Below are 18,322 nucleotides of genomic sequence, written 5' to 3'. Positions count from 1 at the left end.
GGATTATTAAAAATAAATACCACAATTATGGGAATGAATAAAAATACTATTTTAGGTTGGGCTACTTTGATAATGATTGTAATGGGTTTATTGCTTATCGCATTAGGCGCTTTTAGATATGATGACGTAGCAGGCTGGGGATTTGCAGCTGTAGGTGTTGGCTTTTTGGCTAATGCTTGGGTGTTTAGTTCGCTTAAAGGCAGACTTTAGTAGTTATTTTTAATGTAGATCTTAGACTTAAGATCAAATAGATAATATAAATATAATTTAAATTAAAAAATAAAGATGGCAGACGATAAAAAAGTAATATTCTCAATGTCAAAATTGAGTAAAACCTATCAAGGAGCAGATAAACCAGTACTTAAAAATATCTATTTGAGTTTCTTTTATGGAGCTAAGATTGGTATTTTGGGTTTAAATGGTTCTGGAAAATCTTCGTTATTAAAAATTATTGCCGGTGTTGATAAAAACTACCAAGGTGATGTAGTATTTGCACCAGGTTATACAGTAGGTTATTTAGAACAAGAACCTATTTTAGATGATAGTAAAACGGTTATTGAAATTGTAAGAGAAGGTGTTGCTGAAACGATGGCAGTTTTAGATGAATTCAATAAAATCAACGATAGTTTTGGTTTACCTGAGGTTTATGAAAATGCTGATAAAATGGAGCAATTGATGGATCGTCAAGCGCTTTTGCAAGATAAAATTGATGCATTGGGTGCTTGGGAAATCGATACCAAACTTGAAATTGCCATGGATGCGTTGCGTACTCCGGAAGGTGACACGCCAATTAAGAATTTATCCGGTGGTGAGCGTCGTCGTGTAGCTTTATGTCGTTTGTTGTTGCAACAACCTGATGTTTTGCTTTTGGATGAGCCTACGAATCACTTGGATGCGGAAAGTGTACTTTGGTTAGAACAACATTTAGCACAATATGCCGGAACTGTAATTGCAGTAACGCACGACAGGTATTTCTTGGATAATGTTGCTGGTTGGATTTTGGAATTAGACAGAGGTGAAGGTATTCCTTGGAAAGGAAATTATTCTTCTTGGTTAGACCAAAAATCAAGCCGTATGGCATTAGAAGAAAAAGTAGCTTCGAAACGCAGAAAAAACTTAGAACGCGAATTGGACTGGGTTCGTCAAGGTGCCAAAGGACGTCAAACGAAACAAAAAGCGCGTTTGCAGAACTACGATAAATTATTGAATGAAGACCAAAAGCAATTGGATGAAAATCTGGAAATTTATATTCCAAATGGTCCACGTTTAGGAACGAATGTAATTGAAGCTAAAAATGTTGCTAAAGCTTTTGGAGATAAATTACTGTATGATAATTTAAATTTCACATTGCCTCAAGCAGGAATTGTTGGGATTATTGGACCAAACGGTGCTGGTAAATCAACTATTTTCAAAATGATAATGGGCGAGGAAAAGCCAGATTCAGGAGAATTCTCAATAGGTGATACTGTAAAGATTGCTTATGTTGATCAAGCGCACTCTAACATAGATCCTAATAAATCGATTTGGGAAAACTTTGCTGACGGTCAGGAATTGATTATGATGGGCGGAAAACAAGTAAATTCAAGAGCTTATTTGTCACGATTTAATTTTGGTGGTGGAGAACAAAACAAGAAAGTTTCTATGCTTTCCGGTGGAGAACGTAACCGTTTGCACCTAGCTATGACTTTGAAAGAAGAAGGAAACGTACTTTTGCTGGATGAGCCTACAAATGATTTGGATATCAATACACTTCGTGCGTTAGAAGAAGGTTTGGAGAGTTTTGCAGGTTGTGCGGTAGTTATTTCTCACGACAGATGGTTTTTGGACAGAATTTGTACGCACATTCTAGCTTTTGAAGGAAACTCTGAAGTGTATTGTTTTGAAGGTGGTTTTTCTGAATATGAAGAAAACAAAAAGAAACGTTTAGGTGGTGATTTAACTCCAAAACGATTGAAATACAGAAAATTAATTAGAAGTTAAGTTTTCTATTTATAGATAATAGCAGCAAGAGGATGTCCACAAAGGCATCCTCTTTTTTATGCTGTTATTTTTTTCTGTCGGAATTCATCATAATGAAAACTGCTGAAATAATTCCTACTATAACTAATCCGAATACGACAACCATTATAAAAGTTCCGTTATCCCAAGAAAAAAGTGTGGTGTCTTTCATAATTCATTTATTTTTAAGATTGTTCAAATATATTATTCTTGTAAAATAAAAGGTATGATAATTATCATGATTGGGTGTTTAATCTAAAAATTTGGCTTGAAGCTCCTTTGTGGGAATCAAGCAGGTTTCCTTTTTCCCATACCATTTGTACCGGTTTTTAGCGATATAATCATAAATATAGTTACTGAAAGAAGTGGGTAATATTGAAAACAGTGAAGCAAAATAAAATATTCCTCCCAAATGTTTAGCAATTTCTAAGGCAGCTTCGGATTTATAATAGTAAGCAAAACCAGGCTGATACAGAATTATACTATCTGTTTTTTTGGTATCAACTCCCAAGTGTTTGATTATTTTTTGACCTAAATCAGATTGTAAGGCTACAAACCGGAAAACATCTTTTTTATCATGCTTAATAATCGTTTGCACCGCGGAATCACACAGATTGCAAACGCCGTCAAAGAGAATTATTTTTTTGCCTTTAGGAATATTGAGCATTTTTTTTTGTTTTGTTATTTCATTGCGAGGAACGAAGCAATCGCATTAAGTTACTCAACTTGTATATTATTAGTGTTATTACTTCATTCCTCGCAATAACTTTAATCTACTTTTTCCCGGCTTCCACAAATTCCAGTGCTTCCAGACTGACTTTTGAAGTAAATACCCCGTAGTTCACGGTTGCTTTGTTTTTTTCAATAGAATCGATGGTTCCTACTGCTTTTCCATCAAACATTCGCACGCGATCGCCTACTTTTAGAATTGGTTTTGGTTTTTCAATCACGACTTTCAATTTCTTCTCTTTCTTTTCTTTTCTGATTTCCTCCACCTGAACAGTCACTTCTTGAATGACTTCTTTTTTCTTTTCAATTAAAGCTTTCGACTCTTTGGTTGTAGCTTTCTTACGCTTTGAATTTTCGATTTCAATTATTTTCAAAAATTCACCAAGGAGTTCTTTCTTGTTTTTATTGTTGAAATATTTCTCCGAAATGTCTTCAATTTTTTGACCTATGTAAATTGTCTTTTGGTTGCTGTCGTACAATTCTTGATAGCTTTCCAGTTTCTGTTTGATTTTTACATTAATGGTTTCCATTTTCTTGCCTTCTTCACGCGCTTTCGTTTCTTCTTCTTTAAGCGTTTGCGAAGTTTTCTCCATTTTAGAACGTTCTTTCTGAAGTGTTGCAATCGTTTTATCAAAACGTACTTTTCCAACTTCAATTTTCTTTTTCGCCCGATTGATTAAGCTGAAAGGAATTCCGTTTTTCAAAGCCACTTCAAAGGTAAAGGAACTTCCTGCTTGACCTAAAACCAACTTGTACAATGGCTCTAATGTTTTTTCATCAAAAATCATATTGGCATTGGTGGCAAAAGGTAATTCGTTAGCCAAAATTTTTAGATTTGAATAATGCGTTGTAATAATCCCGAAAGCTTCCCGATGGTAGAATTCTTCCAAGAAAATTTCGGCTAAAGCGCCTCCTAATTCAGGGTCTGAACCCGTACCAAACTCATCAATAAGAAACATGGTTTTTCTATTGCACTTCTTTAGAAAGTAGTTCATGTTCTTTAATCGGTAGCTGTATGTACTTAGATGATTTTCAATAGATTGATTGTCGCCAATGTCTGTTAAAATCCTATCAAATAAAAACGTTTCACTGCGTTCGTGTACCGGAATCAACATTCCGGATTGCAGCATTAATTGCAGTAGTCCTACGGTTTTTAACGAAATAGTTTTCCCTCCCGCATTAGGCCCGGAAATCACTATGATTCTACTTTCCTGACTTAATTCAATAGTTTGCGGATGCGTAATTTCATTTTTTTGTTTGTTGTTCAAATACAAAATAGGATGGTAGGCCTCTCTAAAATAAAGGCGGCGTTCCTCTGTAATTGTTGGCAAAATTCCATTGATTTTATTGGCATATTTTGCTTTAGCAGCAATTACATCAATATCACTAAGAAAATCCTGGTATTTGATTAAAAGCGGTAAATATGGGCGAATATAATTGGATAACTGTTTTAAAATTCGGGTGATTTCTTCTTTCTCTTCGTATTCAAGATTACTCAATTCACGGGAATATTGTAAAGTAGCTTCGGGTTCGATATAGGCGATACTTCCTGTCTTTGAACTGCCTAAAATAGATCCTTTGACTTTACGGCGATACATAGCTAAAACTGCTAAAACTCGCCTGTTTTGCACAAAACTTTCTTTGATATCATCCAAATATCCCAGCGAATTGTAATGCGTCAATGCAGTTCCAAAACTTTGATTAACTTTTCCGCGAACAGCATTCATGCTACGTCGGATGTTCAATAAATCCGGGGAGGCATTGTCTTTAATTTCGCCGTATTTATCGACTACTTCGTCCACCATCGTGATGATTTCTTTAGTCAGTTCGACTTGGTTTGCTCTTGCGTTTATATTTGGATAATAATCCTCGAATTTTCTCAAAAAACTCAACAAGAAATTTACCGTTGTAGAAATGGTAGCAATTTTTCTAAAACTGCCCACTTCCAAGAAACTGTCTTCGATGGCCAGAAACTTTATTTCATGCGTGATAGCATCAAAACCATGATTGGGAATCGCATTGTTATTTTGGAAAGACGAAACATATTCTGAGGTTTGCATTAATGCTTGCATCAATGTTTCCTTGTCTTTAAAAGGGGTAATTTCTAATGCTTTTTGTTTTCCGATGTCTGTATTACAAATTGTCGAAATGGTTTCAAGAACAGTTGGAAATTGTAAATCTTGTAATGTTTTTTCAGTGATGGATATCATTTATCGTATAATTCTTTTCAACACAAAAATAGCTAATAGTTAAGACTATTTAACAGACTTTCACAAAGAATTAATGAATGTTTATTATCCTTTTTATGATTCAAAAAAAATATTCTCTCTGTATCTTTGCTTTCTAATATTTAACTATGCAAATCAATCTCAATCCCACTTGGCAATCCATTTTATCTGATGAAATCAAGAAACCTTATTTTCAAGAATTAATGGAAACTGTTGACGAAGAATATAAAAGTCATACGTGTTATCCTCCGAAAGAATTGATATTTGCTGCGTTTAATTATTGTAGTTTCAAAGATGTAAAAGTGGTTATTATTGGTCAAGATCCGTATCACGGCAAGGGCGAAGCCAATGGTTTGTGTTTCTCTGTGAATGATGGTGTTCGAATTCCGCCTTCTTTACGCAATATTTTCAGGGAAATGAGTGAGGATTTGGAAACTATTTTCATGCCCACTTCCGGTAATTTAGAATCTTGGGCAAAGCAGGGCGTTTTGTTATTGAATGCCTCGCTGACGGTCAGAGAAGACAATGCGAATAGTCATAAACATTTGAAATGGAATCTTTTTACGGATGCAGTTATCCAGAAAATTTCGGAAGAAAAAGAGCATGTTGTTTTCTTGCTTTGGGGGAATTTCGCCCATAAAAAAGGACTCAAAATAGACCGAAACAAACATTTGGTTTTAGAATCCGGGCATCCTTCGCCAATGAGCGCCAATCAGGGAAAATGGTTTGGGAATAAACATTTTAGTAAAACGAATGCGTATTTAAAACAAAACAAATTAGGGTTAATTAATTGGATTTCAGTAGATTAATTGTGTTTTTTGAAAGCGTAAATTGGTATTTTACCTACTTTGCGTGAGTGATGGAAGTGGAGCTCTTTTTTGAGAGGCGTTTTAGCCTCCAAAAAAAGCGGGAACGTACAGCACGACCCGAAGTTGCGAGGAGGAACGACGGAGCAATCTGTAGGGTCACGCCCAAATTAAAATAGTTTTATTTGAAAAATTTAACCGTAAATAACACTAATTAAAATGCCTATTTTTTAATAATATCCTCTAAAACGGCTTTATCAGTGTAATTAATGACTTTCAAAGTTACCTCTTGGTTTTTGATTGTTTTTCCATCGATGATATATAGCTTTCCTTTTTTAAGTTCAATATTACTGTTGTCAAAATCTACATCACCATATTGTAATGTGTTTTTTATATCGGCAGTGTCAATCCATTTTTCAGCCAAAATCTGCGATGCTTTATCCGAATAATGGAAAGGTTTGTTTCTCAAATCATTTAAAACTCTTGCATTTGGAAAATAATTACAGCGGGTGTCTTTACCACTGAAAACTAATGCTACAAAAAACAGTCCTATTACTAAACCTACTAGATAATAGGCAAAACGATGTATAAACTTCATGAATTATATTTTTTGGCAAAGGTAGAAGAAAGTTTTCTTAAAAAACAATTAAATTGATGTCGCTATAAGGCAAATCAAACCATTCGCCTATGGAACTATTAGTGAGGATTCCGTGGTACATGTAAACGCCATTTTTCAATCCTTTATCACAACGAATTGCACTTTCGATGCCGCCATCTTCTGCTATTTTCATCAGGTACGGGGAAATTATATTGCTTATGGAAAGTGATGCCGTTTTAGAATATCGGGAAGGAATATTGGGTACACAATAATGCAATACATTGTTTTTGATAAAAGTAGGTTTTTCGTGTGACGTCACTTCTGAAGTTTCAAAACAACCGCCTGTATCAATACTTACATCCACAATTACGGCTCCATTTTTCATGTGCTCCACCATGGTTTCTGTAACTATAACAGGACAACGTTCTTTGCCTCGCATGGCGCCAATGGCTACATCACATCGTCTTAATGCTTTTAGTAAGGATTTTGGTTGTATGGTAGAAGTAAAAATACGCTGATTCAAATTGTTTTGTAAACGTCGCAATTTGGTAATAGAATTATCAAAAACTTTCACACTGGCGCCTAAACCAATTGCGGTTTTAGCAGCAAATTCCCCAACGGTTCCTGCGCCCAAAATAACCACATCAGTAGGAGGGACGCCGGTAATGTTCCCGAATAATAATCCTTTTCCAAATTCATTGGTAATCATCAACTCAGCAGCAATAAGAATGGATGCTGTTCCTGCAATTTCGCTCAAGGATTTCACCGCAGGATACGTTCCGTCTTCGTCCTTGATGTATTCAAAAGCTAAAGCAGTAATTTTCTTTTTCGTTAACGCCTCAAAATATGTTTTCTTGCGTGTTTTCAATTGAATGGCGGACAGCAGAATTGTCTGCGGGTTCATCATTTCAATTTCAGCGAGTGTGGCTGGTTCCACTTTCAAAATCATGGGGCAACTGAATACTTTTTTGGTGTCATTAGTGATTTCGGCACCTGCATCAGAATATTCTTTGTCGGTATAACTCGAACTCAATCCCGCTCCCGCTTCAATCATTACGCGATGGCCATGATAAGTAAGCGAGTTCACAGCGTCTGGGGTAAGACAAATTCGGCGTTCCTGATAACTGGTTTCCTTTGGAATACCTATAAAAAGTTCGCTTTTTTGTCTTGCAACCTCTAGTTTTTCTTCTTGAGGTAATAGCTGTTGTTTTGTGAATGGCGTTATAGTAATTGACATTGATGATGTTAAATTAAGGTGTACAATTTACGTAAAAACTTTTAAAAAAAGCACACGATTTGTGGGGATAAATATAAGTTAACTTTCATTTACAATTAGCGAATGATTCTTTCCATTTTTATATCGGCTCGTTCATAAACGCCATCTTCCAACGGTATTTCTACGAAACCAAAAATTTCATACAAATGTATAGCCGACAGTAATTTCCGGTTCGAATATAAAATCAGTTTTTCCATTCCTTTTGCTTCGGCAACAGCAAGACAATGTAGCATCAGTTTTTTACCAATTCCTAATCCTTGTACACCATCTGTAACTGCCATTTTACTCAGTTCAAAAGTCGTATCGTCAATTTTTATTAAGGATACCGTTCCAACGATTTCATCGTTATATTTCGCATAAAAAATCATTCCACCTTTGTCTATTATCTGACCTTGCGGATCCGAAAGCACAAGTTCATCTTTGGGTTCCACCTTGAAATATTTTTTCAGCCATTCCAAGTTTAAGGTTTTTATAGGCGCTGCTAATGTTGCTGAAAAAGGGATGATTTCTACAGTATTATCTAAACTCATAATTACTTTTAGCTTAAGGTTAAAGAACGTTTTCCGTCAGGAAGCAGTGAAATAGTTATAACGGAATGTGTTTCAGGAATCAAATTTGGAATCTTCTCCGCCCATTCTATAAAGCACCAATTTCCGGAGTACAAATAATCATCAATTCCCATATCTAGAGCTTCTTCTTCTTTGTTTAATCGATAAAAATCAAAATGATAAACTAGCTGATTATCATTGGCTTCGTATTCATTAACTAAAGAAAAGGTTGGGCTGCTTGTAGCACCAGTTACACCAAGCGTTTTACACAATTGTTTAATCAAAGTGGTTTTTCCAACGCCCATTTCTCCATGAAAAAGAATCACTTTTTTAGGATTATTGGCTATAATTTTTTGCGCTACTTCTTCGAGCTGGTCTATAGAAAAAATGATATTCATTCTTATAAAATTGTTTAATGTTTAAAGTTTAAGGTTCTTGCCGTACACTGAAAACTAAGCCTGACTTCTTTTTTTATTTTGGATTAAAAACTAAAAACGGAATAATCATTTCTTCCAATGAAATTCCACCGTGTTGATACGTATTTTTGTAATAACTCACATAATGATTGTAGTTGTTGACATACGCCAAAAACAAATCATTTTTTGCAAAAATATAAGAACTACTCATATTTATTGCAGGCAAACCAATATTTTTTGGCTCTTTCACGGCATAAACATCTTTTTGTTCATACGTCAAACTGCGTCCTGTTTTGTAACGTAAATTCAAACTCGTGTTTTTGTCACCCACCACTTTCGATGGATTTTTTACGTTTATCGTACCGTGATCGGTAGTTAAAATCAATTTGAAACCCATTTTTTGAGCCTGTTGAATGATTTCCAAAAGCGGGGAATTCTTAAACCAACTCAACGTCAGTGAGCGGTACGCTTTATCATCAGAGGCCAGTTCTTTCACTACATCCATTTCTGTTTTTGCATGCGAAAGCATATCAACGAAATTGTAAACTATTGTCACAAGGTCATTATCTTTTAAGGCTTTAAAACTTTCTGATAATTTTTTTCCGCCGGCAAGACTGGTGATTTTAAAATAATCTTCCTTGATATTCAAGCCCAATCGTTTCAATTGCGCTGTCAAAAATTCTGCTTCAAAAAGGTTTTTTCCACCTTCTTCCGGGTCATTTTTCCAGTATTGCGGAAACTGTTTTTCCATTTCTAATGGCGTTAAACCAGAGAAAATCGCGTTTCTCGCATATTGCGTCGCCGTAGGAAGAATAGAGTAGTAGGGTACTTCTTTTTCTAATTTATAGTAATTTCCCACTACACTTTCAAAGGTTTTCCACTGGTCGTAACGCAGGTTGTCAATCACGACAAACAAAATGGGTTTGTCTTTTTTCTTGAGTTCAGGAAGCACTAATTCTTTGAATAAAGTATGCGATTGAACCGGTTTATCAGCTTTTGGAGCGAACCAATCTTCATAATTGCGCTCAATGAATTTTCCAAATTGCGAATTGGCTTCTGTTTTCTGGGATTCCAAAATTTCAATCATGCTTTGATCATCGATGTTTTCCAATTCCAGTTCCCAAAAAATCAATTTCTTGTACAACTCAATCCAGTCTTCATAGGAATTCACCATCGCCATTTCCATAGTGATTTTTCTAAATTCCTTCTGGTAATCCAGCGTTGTTTTTTGCGAAATCAATCGGGAATGATCCAGATTTTTCTTTAAACTCAACAAAATCTGGTTCGGATTCACGGGTTTGATTAAATAATCGGCAATTTTAGAACCTATGGCTTCCTCCATAATGTATTCTTCCTCGCTTTTTGTAATCATAATCATGGGAACGGAAGATTTTTTCTCCTTCATTTCTGATAGCGTTTCCAAGCCGCTCATTCCGGGCATATTTTCATCCAAAAAAACAATATCAAAATTATTTTCCTCAAAAATCCCAATAGCGTCAAGCCCGTTGTTACAGGTTGTTACCTCGTAATTTTTCTTTTCTAGAAATAATATATGTGGTTTCAAAAGGTCGATTTCATCATCAACCCAAAGTATTTTTATTTTATCCATAATTGTATCAACAAGTGTACTAACGTACTAAATTAAAGTGCCAAATTACATTTTTTTGTAACGGCTACCTGCTAATATTATGATAATTTTTTAACACACTTTCGCTACATTTTACAAAAATACAATTCGCGTCCGTTTTGTTTTATGTTTGCTTTTGGGTGTGCCCCATCCTCCGTAAACTCCGTCCGGGTCGGGCTGTACGCTGTATCTTTCCTTTTTAAAGAAAAAAGGAAAGGATGCCGCTTCCATCCCTCACGCAGTTGCGAGAATGATTGGGGGTTAGTACTATATTTTGATGAGAAAAGTTCTCAGAAAACAAAACTGTATTGTATTATTTGTAATGAATTTATTATATATTTGGTATTATTGTATTTCTACAAAATTAATAGTCAAAATAAAATAATCATGAAAAAACTAATTTTAGTATTATTTATTATGACAACTCTAAGTTGTAAATCGCAAAAAATTGAAACTAAAGAAATAAACGATTTTGAATTAAATCATTTATTCGGAAATATGAGCACTTTCAAAACTTACACCTTAACCGATAATGTTGTCAATATAGTTATTGTTAAAAATCTGTCAGGGAGTCCAAAAAATAAAGAATCAGGAGAAGTTTCAAATAATCTGTATTTATCAAAGTGCGAGTTCGGAGAACTTCCAGTTTGTAAATTATATTTATTGGAGGATTATATCAATTTAAATATTGAAAAAGTGTATGAAGATAAGACAAACATTAAAATTGATATTACATCTGGAAATCAAAATCAACGTAAATCGAACACAATATTAATCTCAACAAATTATTACATTCAAGTATTTTTAAATAATTTAGCAAAAAAGATGCTGTTTAGAAATCAATTCCGGACATTTTTTTATACCTAATACTGATTAGGCATAACGCTCTTGACAGCTAACAAAATTAAATACAATTACAAAAAACGAACAATATAAAAGAATGCCACACACATTCGCTTTTAAAAATATTCGATGAAAAATAAAATGATGAAACCAATACTGATTTTAATACTGCTCTTTATTACAGTAGCTTCTAATTCGCAAAATAACAATCCAAAAGAGAATAGTAAACCTTTTGTTCTGGGAAGCATCGAAGAAATACATTCAAAAGTATTATCCGAAAAAAGAATACTAAACATTTATTTACCGGAAGGATATCAAAAAAATGATACCATTACTTATCCGGTAATCTATTTGCTGGATGGTTCCGCAGACGAAGATTTTATTCACGTTGTTGGGCTTTTTCAATTCAACAGTTTTTCATGGATCAATAGAGTTCCAAAATCAATTGTTGTGGGAATCGCAAATGTGGATCGTAAAAGAGATTTTACATATCAAACTACGATCGAAGCGGACCAAAAAAAATATACAACTGCGGGGAAATCGGCAAATTTCATTTCATTTTTAGAAAAGGAATTACAGCCTTATATTGAAAAGAAATACAAAACAAATGATTCAAAAACCATTATTGGACAATCATTAGGTGGACTTTTGGCCACCGAAATTTTGCTTCAAAAACCCAATTTATTTAATAAGTACATCATCATAAGTCCCAGTTTGTGGTGGGATAATGGCTCTTTATTTCGTCAAAATTCAGTTATTTATCAAGAAAACTTTAATAAAAAAATTGATATTTACATAGGAGTTGGAAAAGAAGGACTTGCACCAAGTGAGATTCCGCATGTTATGGAAGTAGATGCAAATCTATTAACAGAAAAATTAAAAAGTACAAAGTCTAAAACAATACAAGTCAATTTTGACTATTTGCCAAAGGAAGACCACGCCACGATTACGCATCAAGCTATTTTTAACGCCTTGAGAATTTTAAATCCGATGCGCATGGAAAAGTGAAAGCAAAAGGCGCTTTTGTCAATGGGCTGATGGAAAGCGAGTGGACCTTCTATCGGGAAATAGTACAGCGTTGGCAAATTGGAAATTTCAAAAACAGAAAAAAAAATGGTTCTTTTATTAGGTATTGCAGAAACGACCTAATTGAAAATGAAGAGACTTTTGAAAAAGACAAAATCATAAAAAAGCGATAGTTTAATTAAAAGTTTCAGCATTTCTAAAAAGCGGTTGTTTAGTATTTTTAAAGCAGTAAATTTCATTTTTGTAATTTTTCATTTTTTAATAGCTGTCAATTAATCTTATAAGAATTATTTAAGAAAAGAGTAATTCTATTAAGTCTCGGAAAATTATAAATTAGGGATATTAAGTTCTTATTTTTTTGAATAATAACCTTGACAACATTAAGAAAATAAGACATTACACAGAGAAAAATTAATATAAAATTGGCAGTAACAAATCGCAGAGCTTTTATTTTTGTATTGTAGTATTATGGCGAATAAAATTGGTCAATTTTTTGTATAACCACAGTACTGCAATTTATTATTAATTAAATTTTTATTATTATGACAGAAGATTTTAAACTTATTGATAAAGAAGATATTGCGCTTCTTAAATTTCCCAAAACAGATGTTTTAAACGACGTTGACGAAATAAAAACTAGAATAGGTGAAATCAACAGGGCCTTATCATTGGGTAATTTAGAGCATTCAAAAATTAAAATATTCTTTGAAGACAGCGAATCCAAAAAAGTTGTAGATACTACGGTTTGGGCTGTTACAGACAAAAATGTTATTTTAAAGCAAGGTGTGATGATTCCTATTCACAGAATATATAAGTTATTTTAGTATTATAAAGAACAAAGAATGAACACTCTAATTCTCAAAACAGAACGATTGATTTTAAGGCCAGTTACCATATTGGATTTGGATTATATTCATGAATTGCATTTGTTGAAAGAAACAGATGAATTCAATACGTTAGGAATTCCGGCAAATATCGAAGAAACAAAACGGGTGTTAGAAAAGTGGATTTTTGAAAACAATAAAGCACTTACGACTCATTTTACTTTTGCGGTCGAATTAATTACGGGAAACCAAATTATAGGATTAATTGGAATCAATTTGGGGAAAGCGAAATATAAAAATGCCGAAGTTTGGTTCAAATTTCACATAGACCATTGGAACAAAGGTTACGCTACAGAATCTATAAAAGAAATTCTCCGTTTTGGTTTCAATGAACTGAATCTACATCGGATTGAAGCGGGTTGTGCAGTGGGAAATATAGGTTCCATCAACGTTTTGGAAAAAACCGGAATGACAAGAGAAGCCCACACCCGAAAACTATTGCCGTTGTCATCTGGTTGGTCTGATAATTACGGCTACGCTATTTTAGCAACTGATACATATCAATAGAAAAATACACTCCATTTTTAAAATTGATTAAGCAATTTATTTGGGATGATTTCGTGTGGAATCTAAAGTTTAACGATCAATTAGTTATATTTAAATTAAAAGTTAGTTTGTGAAAAAAAAATGCTTAATATTGAAAAGAGAACAATTACCCTATATTTTATTAAACCAAATGAATGTAACTATGAAATCTAAAAACTTCAAGAACTCTTTTTTATTGATTGCTTTGTTTTCTGCAACAGCAGCTATGGCGCAACACAAATATGTGAATACTCCACCGGAGGTTTCCCCAATGCCTATGAAACCCGAAATGACTGAAATTTGGGAACCGGAAGTGAAAGTTATTACACCTGCAAAAACTCTTGGAAATGCACCTTCGGATGCCATTATTTTATTTGATGGTAAAAACTTAGATCAGTGGGTAAGTCAAAAAGATGCAAGCAAACCTGCAGGATGGAAAATTGTCGACAAAGATTATATGGAAGTTGTTCCAGGTTCTGGAGCCATTCAAACCAAAATGGCTTTTGGTGATTGCCAATTACACCTAGAATGGAGCGCACCAGATGTCGTTTTAGATGGCGGACAGGCAAGAGGAAACAGTGGTGTATTTTTCCAAAATAGGTATGAATTGCAAATATTGGATTCCTACAATAACAGAACATACAGCAATGGACAGGCGGGAAGTATTTATAAAGACCATCCGCCATTAGTAAACGTTGTAAAAACTCCATTAGAGTGGAATGCTTATGATGTAATTTATACAGCGCCTCAATTCAAAGCTGATGGTAGAATTGATGCTCCGGCTAGAATAACCGTATTTTTGAATGGGGTTTTGGTACAAAATAATACTACCATAAACGGGTTGACACTTTATATTGGTTTACATAATTATCCGTCCTCTCATGGTGAAGATGCTATTTCGCTTCAAGATCATGATTCTAAAAATCAATTCAGAAATATTTGGATTAGAAAACTTTAAAAAGTTTACCAACGGAGCGCAATTAACGCTCCGTTTTTTTTGGCTCTAAATCAGAATAAGGAACGTCTCTGTTTTAAAATCTAATTTACTTATATTTGTTGACCTTAAAAACAAACTTATAGTGAGTCAAATCAATAAGCTGAAAATATTCAATGATCCCATTTATGGGTTTATTACCATTCCAAATGCCTTAATCTACGATTTAGTTCAGCATCCCTATTTTCAAAGATTGCGTCGAATTTCCCAAATGGGATTGTCGTATTTAGTATATCCTGGCGCCAATCACACCCGTTTTCATCATGCTTTAGGTTGTATGCATTTAATGCAAAAAGCAGTCGATGTATTGCGTTTCAAAGGAGTTTCAATTTCTCCCGAAGAAGAAAATGCATTGTATATTGCTATTTTATTGCACGATATAGGTCATGGACCGTTTTCGCACGCTATGGAAAAAAGCATTGTAGAAGATGTGCATCACGAAGAAATATCGCTACTATTCATGAACCAATTGAATGTAGAATTCAACGGTCAGTTAAGCTTGGCTATTCAGGTTTTTAAAGGAGAATACAACAGAAAATTCATGTTGCAGTTGATTTCTAGTCAGTTGGATATGGATCGAATGGATTATTTGAAACGCGATAGCTTTTATTCTGGCGTGGCAGAAGGAAATGTCAACTCAGAACGACTGATTCAAATGATGAATGTGGTGGACGATTATTTGGTAATTGAAGAAAAAGGAATTTATTCTGTCGAAAAGTTTTTGATGTCCAGACGCTTGATGTATTGGCAGGCGTATTTGCACAAAACAAGTTTAGTGGCAGAGTTAATTTTGATGAAAATCTTAAAACGCGCCAAAGAATTAACGTTAAAAGGTGTGCAATTGCCTTGTAGTGAGCCGTTATTGTTTTTCATGCAAAACAAAGTTACGATTGACACTTTTGATGCTGAAACCTTAGATTTATTTGCTCAATTAGATGATTTTGATATTATTGGAGCTTTAAAAGCTTGGCAAAAACAGGATGATTTTATTCTGTCGTCTTTAAGTAAAATGATAGTAAATCGAGATTTATTGAAAATAAAATTAACGAGTGAAAAAGTAGCAATTGAAGAATTACAGCCGCTAAAAGAGCGTTTTGCATTGGAAAACAATATTTCATTATTAGAAACTAATTATTTTATTTTTAAAGGGAAAATAAAAAATCAAGCGTATAGTAAAGAAGCGGAACCGATACGTATTTTGAAAAAAGACAGCACAGTTGAGGACGTCATAGAATCTTCTGACCAGCTGAATTTAAAATCGTTATCTAAATTAGTGACTAAGTATTATATATGTTTCCCAAAACAACTGTTATAAAAAGGTTATTTAAAATCTATTTTTTTATATTTTTGTCGCGATGAAATTTACAGCAGAACAAATAGCAGGGATTTTAGAAGGAGAAGTTGTTGGTAATCCCATGGCGGAAGTTTTTAGATTGTCAAAAATCGAAGAAGGTACGGAGGGTTCACTTACTTTTTTATCAAATCCTAAATATCTTAATTATATATATTCTACAAAAGCCTCAGTAACAATTGTTAACGAGACTTTTGTTTCAGAATTCCCTTTGACTACTACATTAATAAAAGTACAAGATGCGTATGCCGCATTTTCTAAATTATTAGAGTTTTATAATCAGGTAAAGTTGAATAAAAGTGGAATAGAGCAACCTTCTTTCCTTTCAGAAAGTGTAAAATACGGAGATAATTTATATCTTGGTAGTTTTAGTTATGTGGGACAGAATGTAGTTTTAGGTGAAAATGTAAAAATATATCCGAATTGCTTTGTTGGCGATAATGTGGTACTAGGCGATAATGTAATATTGTTCGCTGGCGCAAAAATATATTCGGAGACCGTAATTGGAAATAATTGCACGATACATTCTGGAGCTATTATTGGTGCTGATGGTTTTGGTTTTGCACCAAATCCAGATGGAACGTACACTAAAATTCCACAAATAGGAAATGTAATTATTGAAGATAATGTTGATATAGGTTCTTGTACCACAATAGACAGAGCTACAATGGGATCTACAATTATTAGAAAAGGAGTGAAGCTTGACAATCAAATTCAGATTGCCCATAATGTTGAAATTGGTGAGAATACCGTAATTGCAGCTCAAACTGGAGTTGCAGGTTCTACAAAAATTGGAAAAAGCGGTATGATTGGTGGACAAGTTGGAATCTCGGGACATTTAACCATTGGTAATAATGTTCGAATTCAAGCGCAGTCTGGTGTAGGTCGAAATATAAAAGATGATGAAATCTTGCAAGGAAGCCCTACATTTGGATACAATGATTTTAGTAAATCATATGTTCATTTCAAGAATTTGCCAAAGATTGTTGCAGAAATAGAAGAATTAAAAAAACAAATATTAAACCAAAAAAATGGAAACAATGGTTAAACAGAAGACCATCAAAACAGAAATTTCGCTAACTGGAGTTGGATTACACACAGGAAAAGAAGTAAAAATGACTTTTAAACCTGCTCCAGTGAATAATGGTTTTACTTTTGTTCGAGTAGATCTGGAAGGACAACCTATTATTGAAGCAGATGCAAATTATGTTGTAAATACCCAAAGAGGAACCAATTTAGAAAAATTAGGTGTAAAAATTCAAACACCTGAGCATGTTTTAGCAGCACTGATTGGTTGTGATTTAGATAATGTAATTATAGAACTAAATGCTTCTGAACTTCCTATTATGGATGGTTCTTCAAAATATTTTGTTGAGGCACTTGAAAAAGCAGAAATAGAGGAACAGAACGCTAAAAGAAATGTATACGTAGTAAAAGAAGTTATTTCTTTTACAGACGAAGCTTCTGGTAGTGAGATATTGGTAATGCCAAACGATCATTATTCTGTTACTGCAATGGTAGATTTTGGCACTAAAATACTTGGTACTCAAAACGCTACAATGAAAAGCATTTCAGATTTTAAAACAGAGATATCTGAGTCAAGAACTTTCAGCTTTTTACATGAATTAGAATCATTGTTAGAAAATGGTTTGATAAAAGGCGGTGATTTAAATAATGCTATTGTTTATGTCGATAAAGAAATTTCTGCGGCAACGATGGAGAATTTAAAAGTTGCTTTTGGAAAAGACGAAATTACGGTTAAACCAAACGGTATTTTAGACAACCTTACATTGCATTATCCAAATGAAGCTGCAAGACACAAATTACTTGATGTAGTAGGTGATTTAGCTTTAATTGGAACAAGAATTCAAGGAAAAGTAATTGCTAATAAACCAGGTCATTTTGTAAATACACAGTTTGCTAAAAAAATGGCAAAAATCATAAAAATAGAACAAAGAAATTATGTTCCTGTTTATGATTTACATCAAGAACCTTTAATGGACATTCATAAAATTATGGCTGTTCTTCCTCATAGACCACCGTTTTTATTGATTGACAGAATCATTGAAATGTCTGAAACTCATGTAGTAGGTATGAAAAATGTTACAATGAATGAGAATTTCTTTGTAGGACATTTTCCTGAAGCTCCGGTTATGCCTGGTGTTTTAATTGTTGAAGCAATGGCGCAAACAGGTGGAATACTAGTATTGAGTACGGTTCCGGATCCTGAAAATTATTTGACTTATTTTATGAAAATAGATAATGTTAAATTCAAACATAAAGTATTACCTGGTGATACCTTGATTTTTAAATGTGATTTAATTACGCCTATCAGAAGAGGAATTTGTCACATGCAAGCAAACGCTTACGCAAATGGAAAACTGGTTGCTGAAGCAGAATTAATGGCACAAATTGCTAAGAAACAATAGATTTAGATTAAAATTGAATACTGTATTTGAGAAAATGCCGTTCA

At 33.8% G+C, this 18,322-nt stretch carries 19 protein-coding genes; 11 read left to right on the top strand and 8 right to left on the bottom strand.

Annotated elements, in window-relative coordinates; genetic code table 11:
• Nucleotides 1-27: 27 nt before the first annotated feature.
• Both ACXX80_RS13055 and ettA read left to right on the top strand, forming a co-directional pair.
• Nucleotides 28-210 carry a CAL67264 family membrane protein gene (locus ACXX80_RS13055; RefSeq protein WP_091169561.1) on the top strand — a complete coding sequence of 61 codons (183 nt, stop codon included), beginning with the start codon at nt 28-30 and terminating at the stop codon, nt 208-210.
• Nucleotides 211-285: 75 nt separating this feature from the next.
• Nucleotides 286-1,980, top strand: a complete 1,695-nt coding sequence (gene ettA / locus ACXX80_RS13050) for an energy-dependent translational throttle protein EttA (protein WP_113633893.1) — start codon at nt 286-288, stop codon at nt 1,978-1,980.
• Nucleotides 1,981-2,044: 64 nt separating this feature from the next.
• Here ettA and ACXX80_RS13045 read toward each other — a convergent pair whose 3' ends face one another.
• From ACXX80_RS13045 to ACXX80_RS13035, 3 genes are all read right to left on the bottom strand, one after another.
• A complete protein-coding gene (locus tag ACXX80_RS13045) occupies nt 2,045-2,170 on the bottom strand; it encodes a hypothetical protein (RefSeq protein WP_256371164.1) in 126 nt (41 codons plus the stop codon).
• Nucleotides 2,171-2,248: 78 nt separating this feature from the next.
• Entirely contained in the window at nt 2,249-2,665 is a 417-nt protein-coding gene (locus ACXX80_RS13040) for a thiol-disulfide oxidoreductase DCC family protein (protein ID WP_458553573.1), read from the bottom strand.
• Between the two features lie 106 nt (nt 2,666-2,771).
• Nucleotides 2,772-4,937 carry an endonuclease MutS2 gene (locus ACXX80_RS13035; protein WP_458553572.1) on the bottom strand — a complete coding sequence of 722 codons (2,166 nt, stop codon included), beginning with the start codon at nt 4,935-4,937 and terminating at the stop codon, nt 2,772-2,774.
• Between the two features lie 146 nt (nt 4,938-5,083).
• On the opposite strand from ACXX80_RS13035, the gene ung reads away from it, so the two are divergent.
• Nucleotides 5,084-5,764 (top strand): uracil-DNA glycosylase, encoded by a 681-nt coding sequence (ung, locus tag ACXX80_RS13030; protein ID WP_458553571.1) that lies wholly within the window; start codon nt 5,084-5,086, stop codon nt 5,762-5,764.
• 220 nt (nt 5,765-5,984) lie between these two features.
• Here ung and ACXX80_RS13025 read toward each other — a convergent pair whose 3' ends face one another.
• The 5 genes from ACXX80_RS13025 to porX form a co-directional block, all read right to left on the bottom strand.
• Entirely contained in the window at nt 5,985-6,359 is a 375-nt protein-coding gene (locus tag ACXX80_RS13025) for a DUF4258 domain-containing protein (RefSeq protein WP_458553570.1), read from the bottom strand.
• Between the two features lie 37 nt (nt 6,360-6,396).
• Nucleotides 6,397-7,596: an alanine dehydrogenase gene (locus ACXX80_RS13020; protein WP_458553569.1), complete on the bottom strand. Its 1,200-nt coding sequence runs from the start codon at nt 7,594-7,596 to the stop codon at nt 6,397-6,399.
• 95 nt (nt 7,597-7,691) lie between these two features.
• Entirely contained in the window at nt 7,692-8,165 is a 474-nt protein-coding gene (locus ACXX80_RS13015; protein ID WP_458553568.1) for a GNAT family N-acetyltransferase, read from the bottom strand.
• 8 nt (nt 8,166-8,173) lie between these two features.
• Nucleotides 8,174-8,581, bottom strand: a complete 408-nt coding sequence (tsaE, locus tag ACXX80_RS13010) for a tRNA (adenosine(37)-N6)-threonylcarbamoyltransferase complex ATPase subunit type 1 TsaE (protein ID WP_458553567.1) — start codon at nt 8,579-8,581, stop codon at nt 8,174-8,176.
• Nucleotides 8,582-8,654: 73 nt separating this feature from the next.
• Nucleotides 8,655-10,208: a T9SS response regulator signal transducer PorX gene (gene porX, locus ACXX80_RS13005; protein WP_458553566.1), complete on the bottom strand. Its 1,554-nt coding sequence runs from the start codon at nt 10,206-10,208 to the stop codon at nt 8,655-8,657.
• Nucleotides 10,209-10,613: 405 nt separating this feature from the next.
• On the opposite strand from porX, the gene ACXX80_RS13000 reads away from it, so the two are divergent.
• The 8 genes from ACXX80_RS13000 to ACXX80_RS12965 all read left to right on the top strand — a co-directional run bounded on the left by ACXX80_RS13000 (nt 10,614) and on the right by ACXX80_RS12965 (nt 18,278).
• Nucleotides 10,614-11,093: a hypothetical protein gene (locus tag ACXX80_RS13000; RefSeq protein ID WP_458553565.1), complete on the top strand. Its 480-nt coding sequence runs from the start codon at nt 10,614-10,616 to the stop codon at nt 11,091-11,093.
• 105 nt (nt 11,094-11,198) lie between these two features.
• Nucleotides 11,199-12,077: an alpha/beta hydrolase gene (locus ACXX80_RS12995; RefSeq protein ID WP_458553564.1), complete on the top strand. Its 879-nt coding sequence runs from the start codon at nt 11,199-11,201 to the stop codon at nt 12,075-12,077.
• A 560-nt stretch (nt 12,078-12,637) separates the two neighbouring features.
• Nucleotides 12,638-12,919: a hypothetical protein gene (locus tag ACXX80_RS12990; protein ID WP_458553563.1), complete on the top strand. Its 282-nt coding sequence runs from the start codon at nt 12,638-12,640 to the stop codon at nt 12,917-12,919.
• Nucleotides 12,920-12,937: 18 nt separating this feature from the next.
• Nucleotides 12,938-13,486: a GNAT family N-acetyltransferase gene (locus tag ACXX80_RS12985; protein WP_458553562.1), complete on the top strand. Its 549-nt coding sequence runs from the start codon at nt 12,938-12,940 to the stop codon at nt 13,484-13,486.
• A gap of 130 nt (nt 13,487-13,616) precedes the next feature.
• Nucleotides 13,617-14,462, top strand: a complete 846-nt coding sequence (locus ACXX80_RS12980; RefSeq protein WP_458553561.1) for a 3-keto-disaccharide hydrolase — start codon at nt 13,617-13,619, stop codon at nt 14,460-14,462.
• A gap of 121 nt (nt 14,463-14,583) precedes the next feature.
• On the top strand, nt 14,584-15,813 hold the full coding sequence (locus ACXX80_RS12975; protein WP_458553560.1) for an HD domain-containing protein: 1,230 nt from the start codon (nt 14,584-14,586) through the stop codon (nt 15,811-15,813).
• 40 nt (nt 15,814-15,853) lie between these two features.
• Nucleotides 15,854-16,897 carry a UDP-3-O-(3-hydroxymyristoyl)glucosamine N-acyltransferase gene (gene lpxD / locus ACXX80_RS12970; protein ID WP_458553559.1) on the top strand — a complete coding sequence of 348 codons (1,044 nt, stop codon included), beginning with the start codon at nt 15,854-15,856 and terminating at the stop codon, nt 16,895-16,897.
• Nucleotides 16,890-18,278: a bifunctional UDP-3-O-[3-hydroxymyristoyl] N-acetylglucosamine deacetylase/3-hydroxyacyl-ACP dehydratase gene (locus ACXX80_RS12965; RefSeq protein WP_099716333.1), complete on the top strand. Its 1,389-nt coding sequence runs from the start codon at nt 16,890-16,892 to the stop codon at nt 18,276-18,278. Before lpxD ends, ACXX80_RS12965 begins: the two co-directional genes overlap by 8 nt.
• Nucleotides 18,279-18,322: the final 44 nt, after the last annotated feature.

The sequence above is a fragment of the Flavobacterium sp. GNP002 genome, from assembly GCF_054343795.1.
The sequence above is the reverse complement of the archived record's forward strand: the minus strand, read 5'-3'. Positions and strand labels throughout refer to the sequence as shown.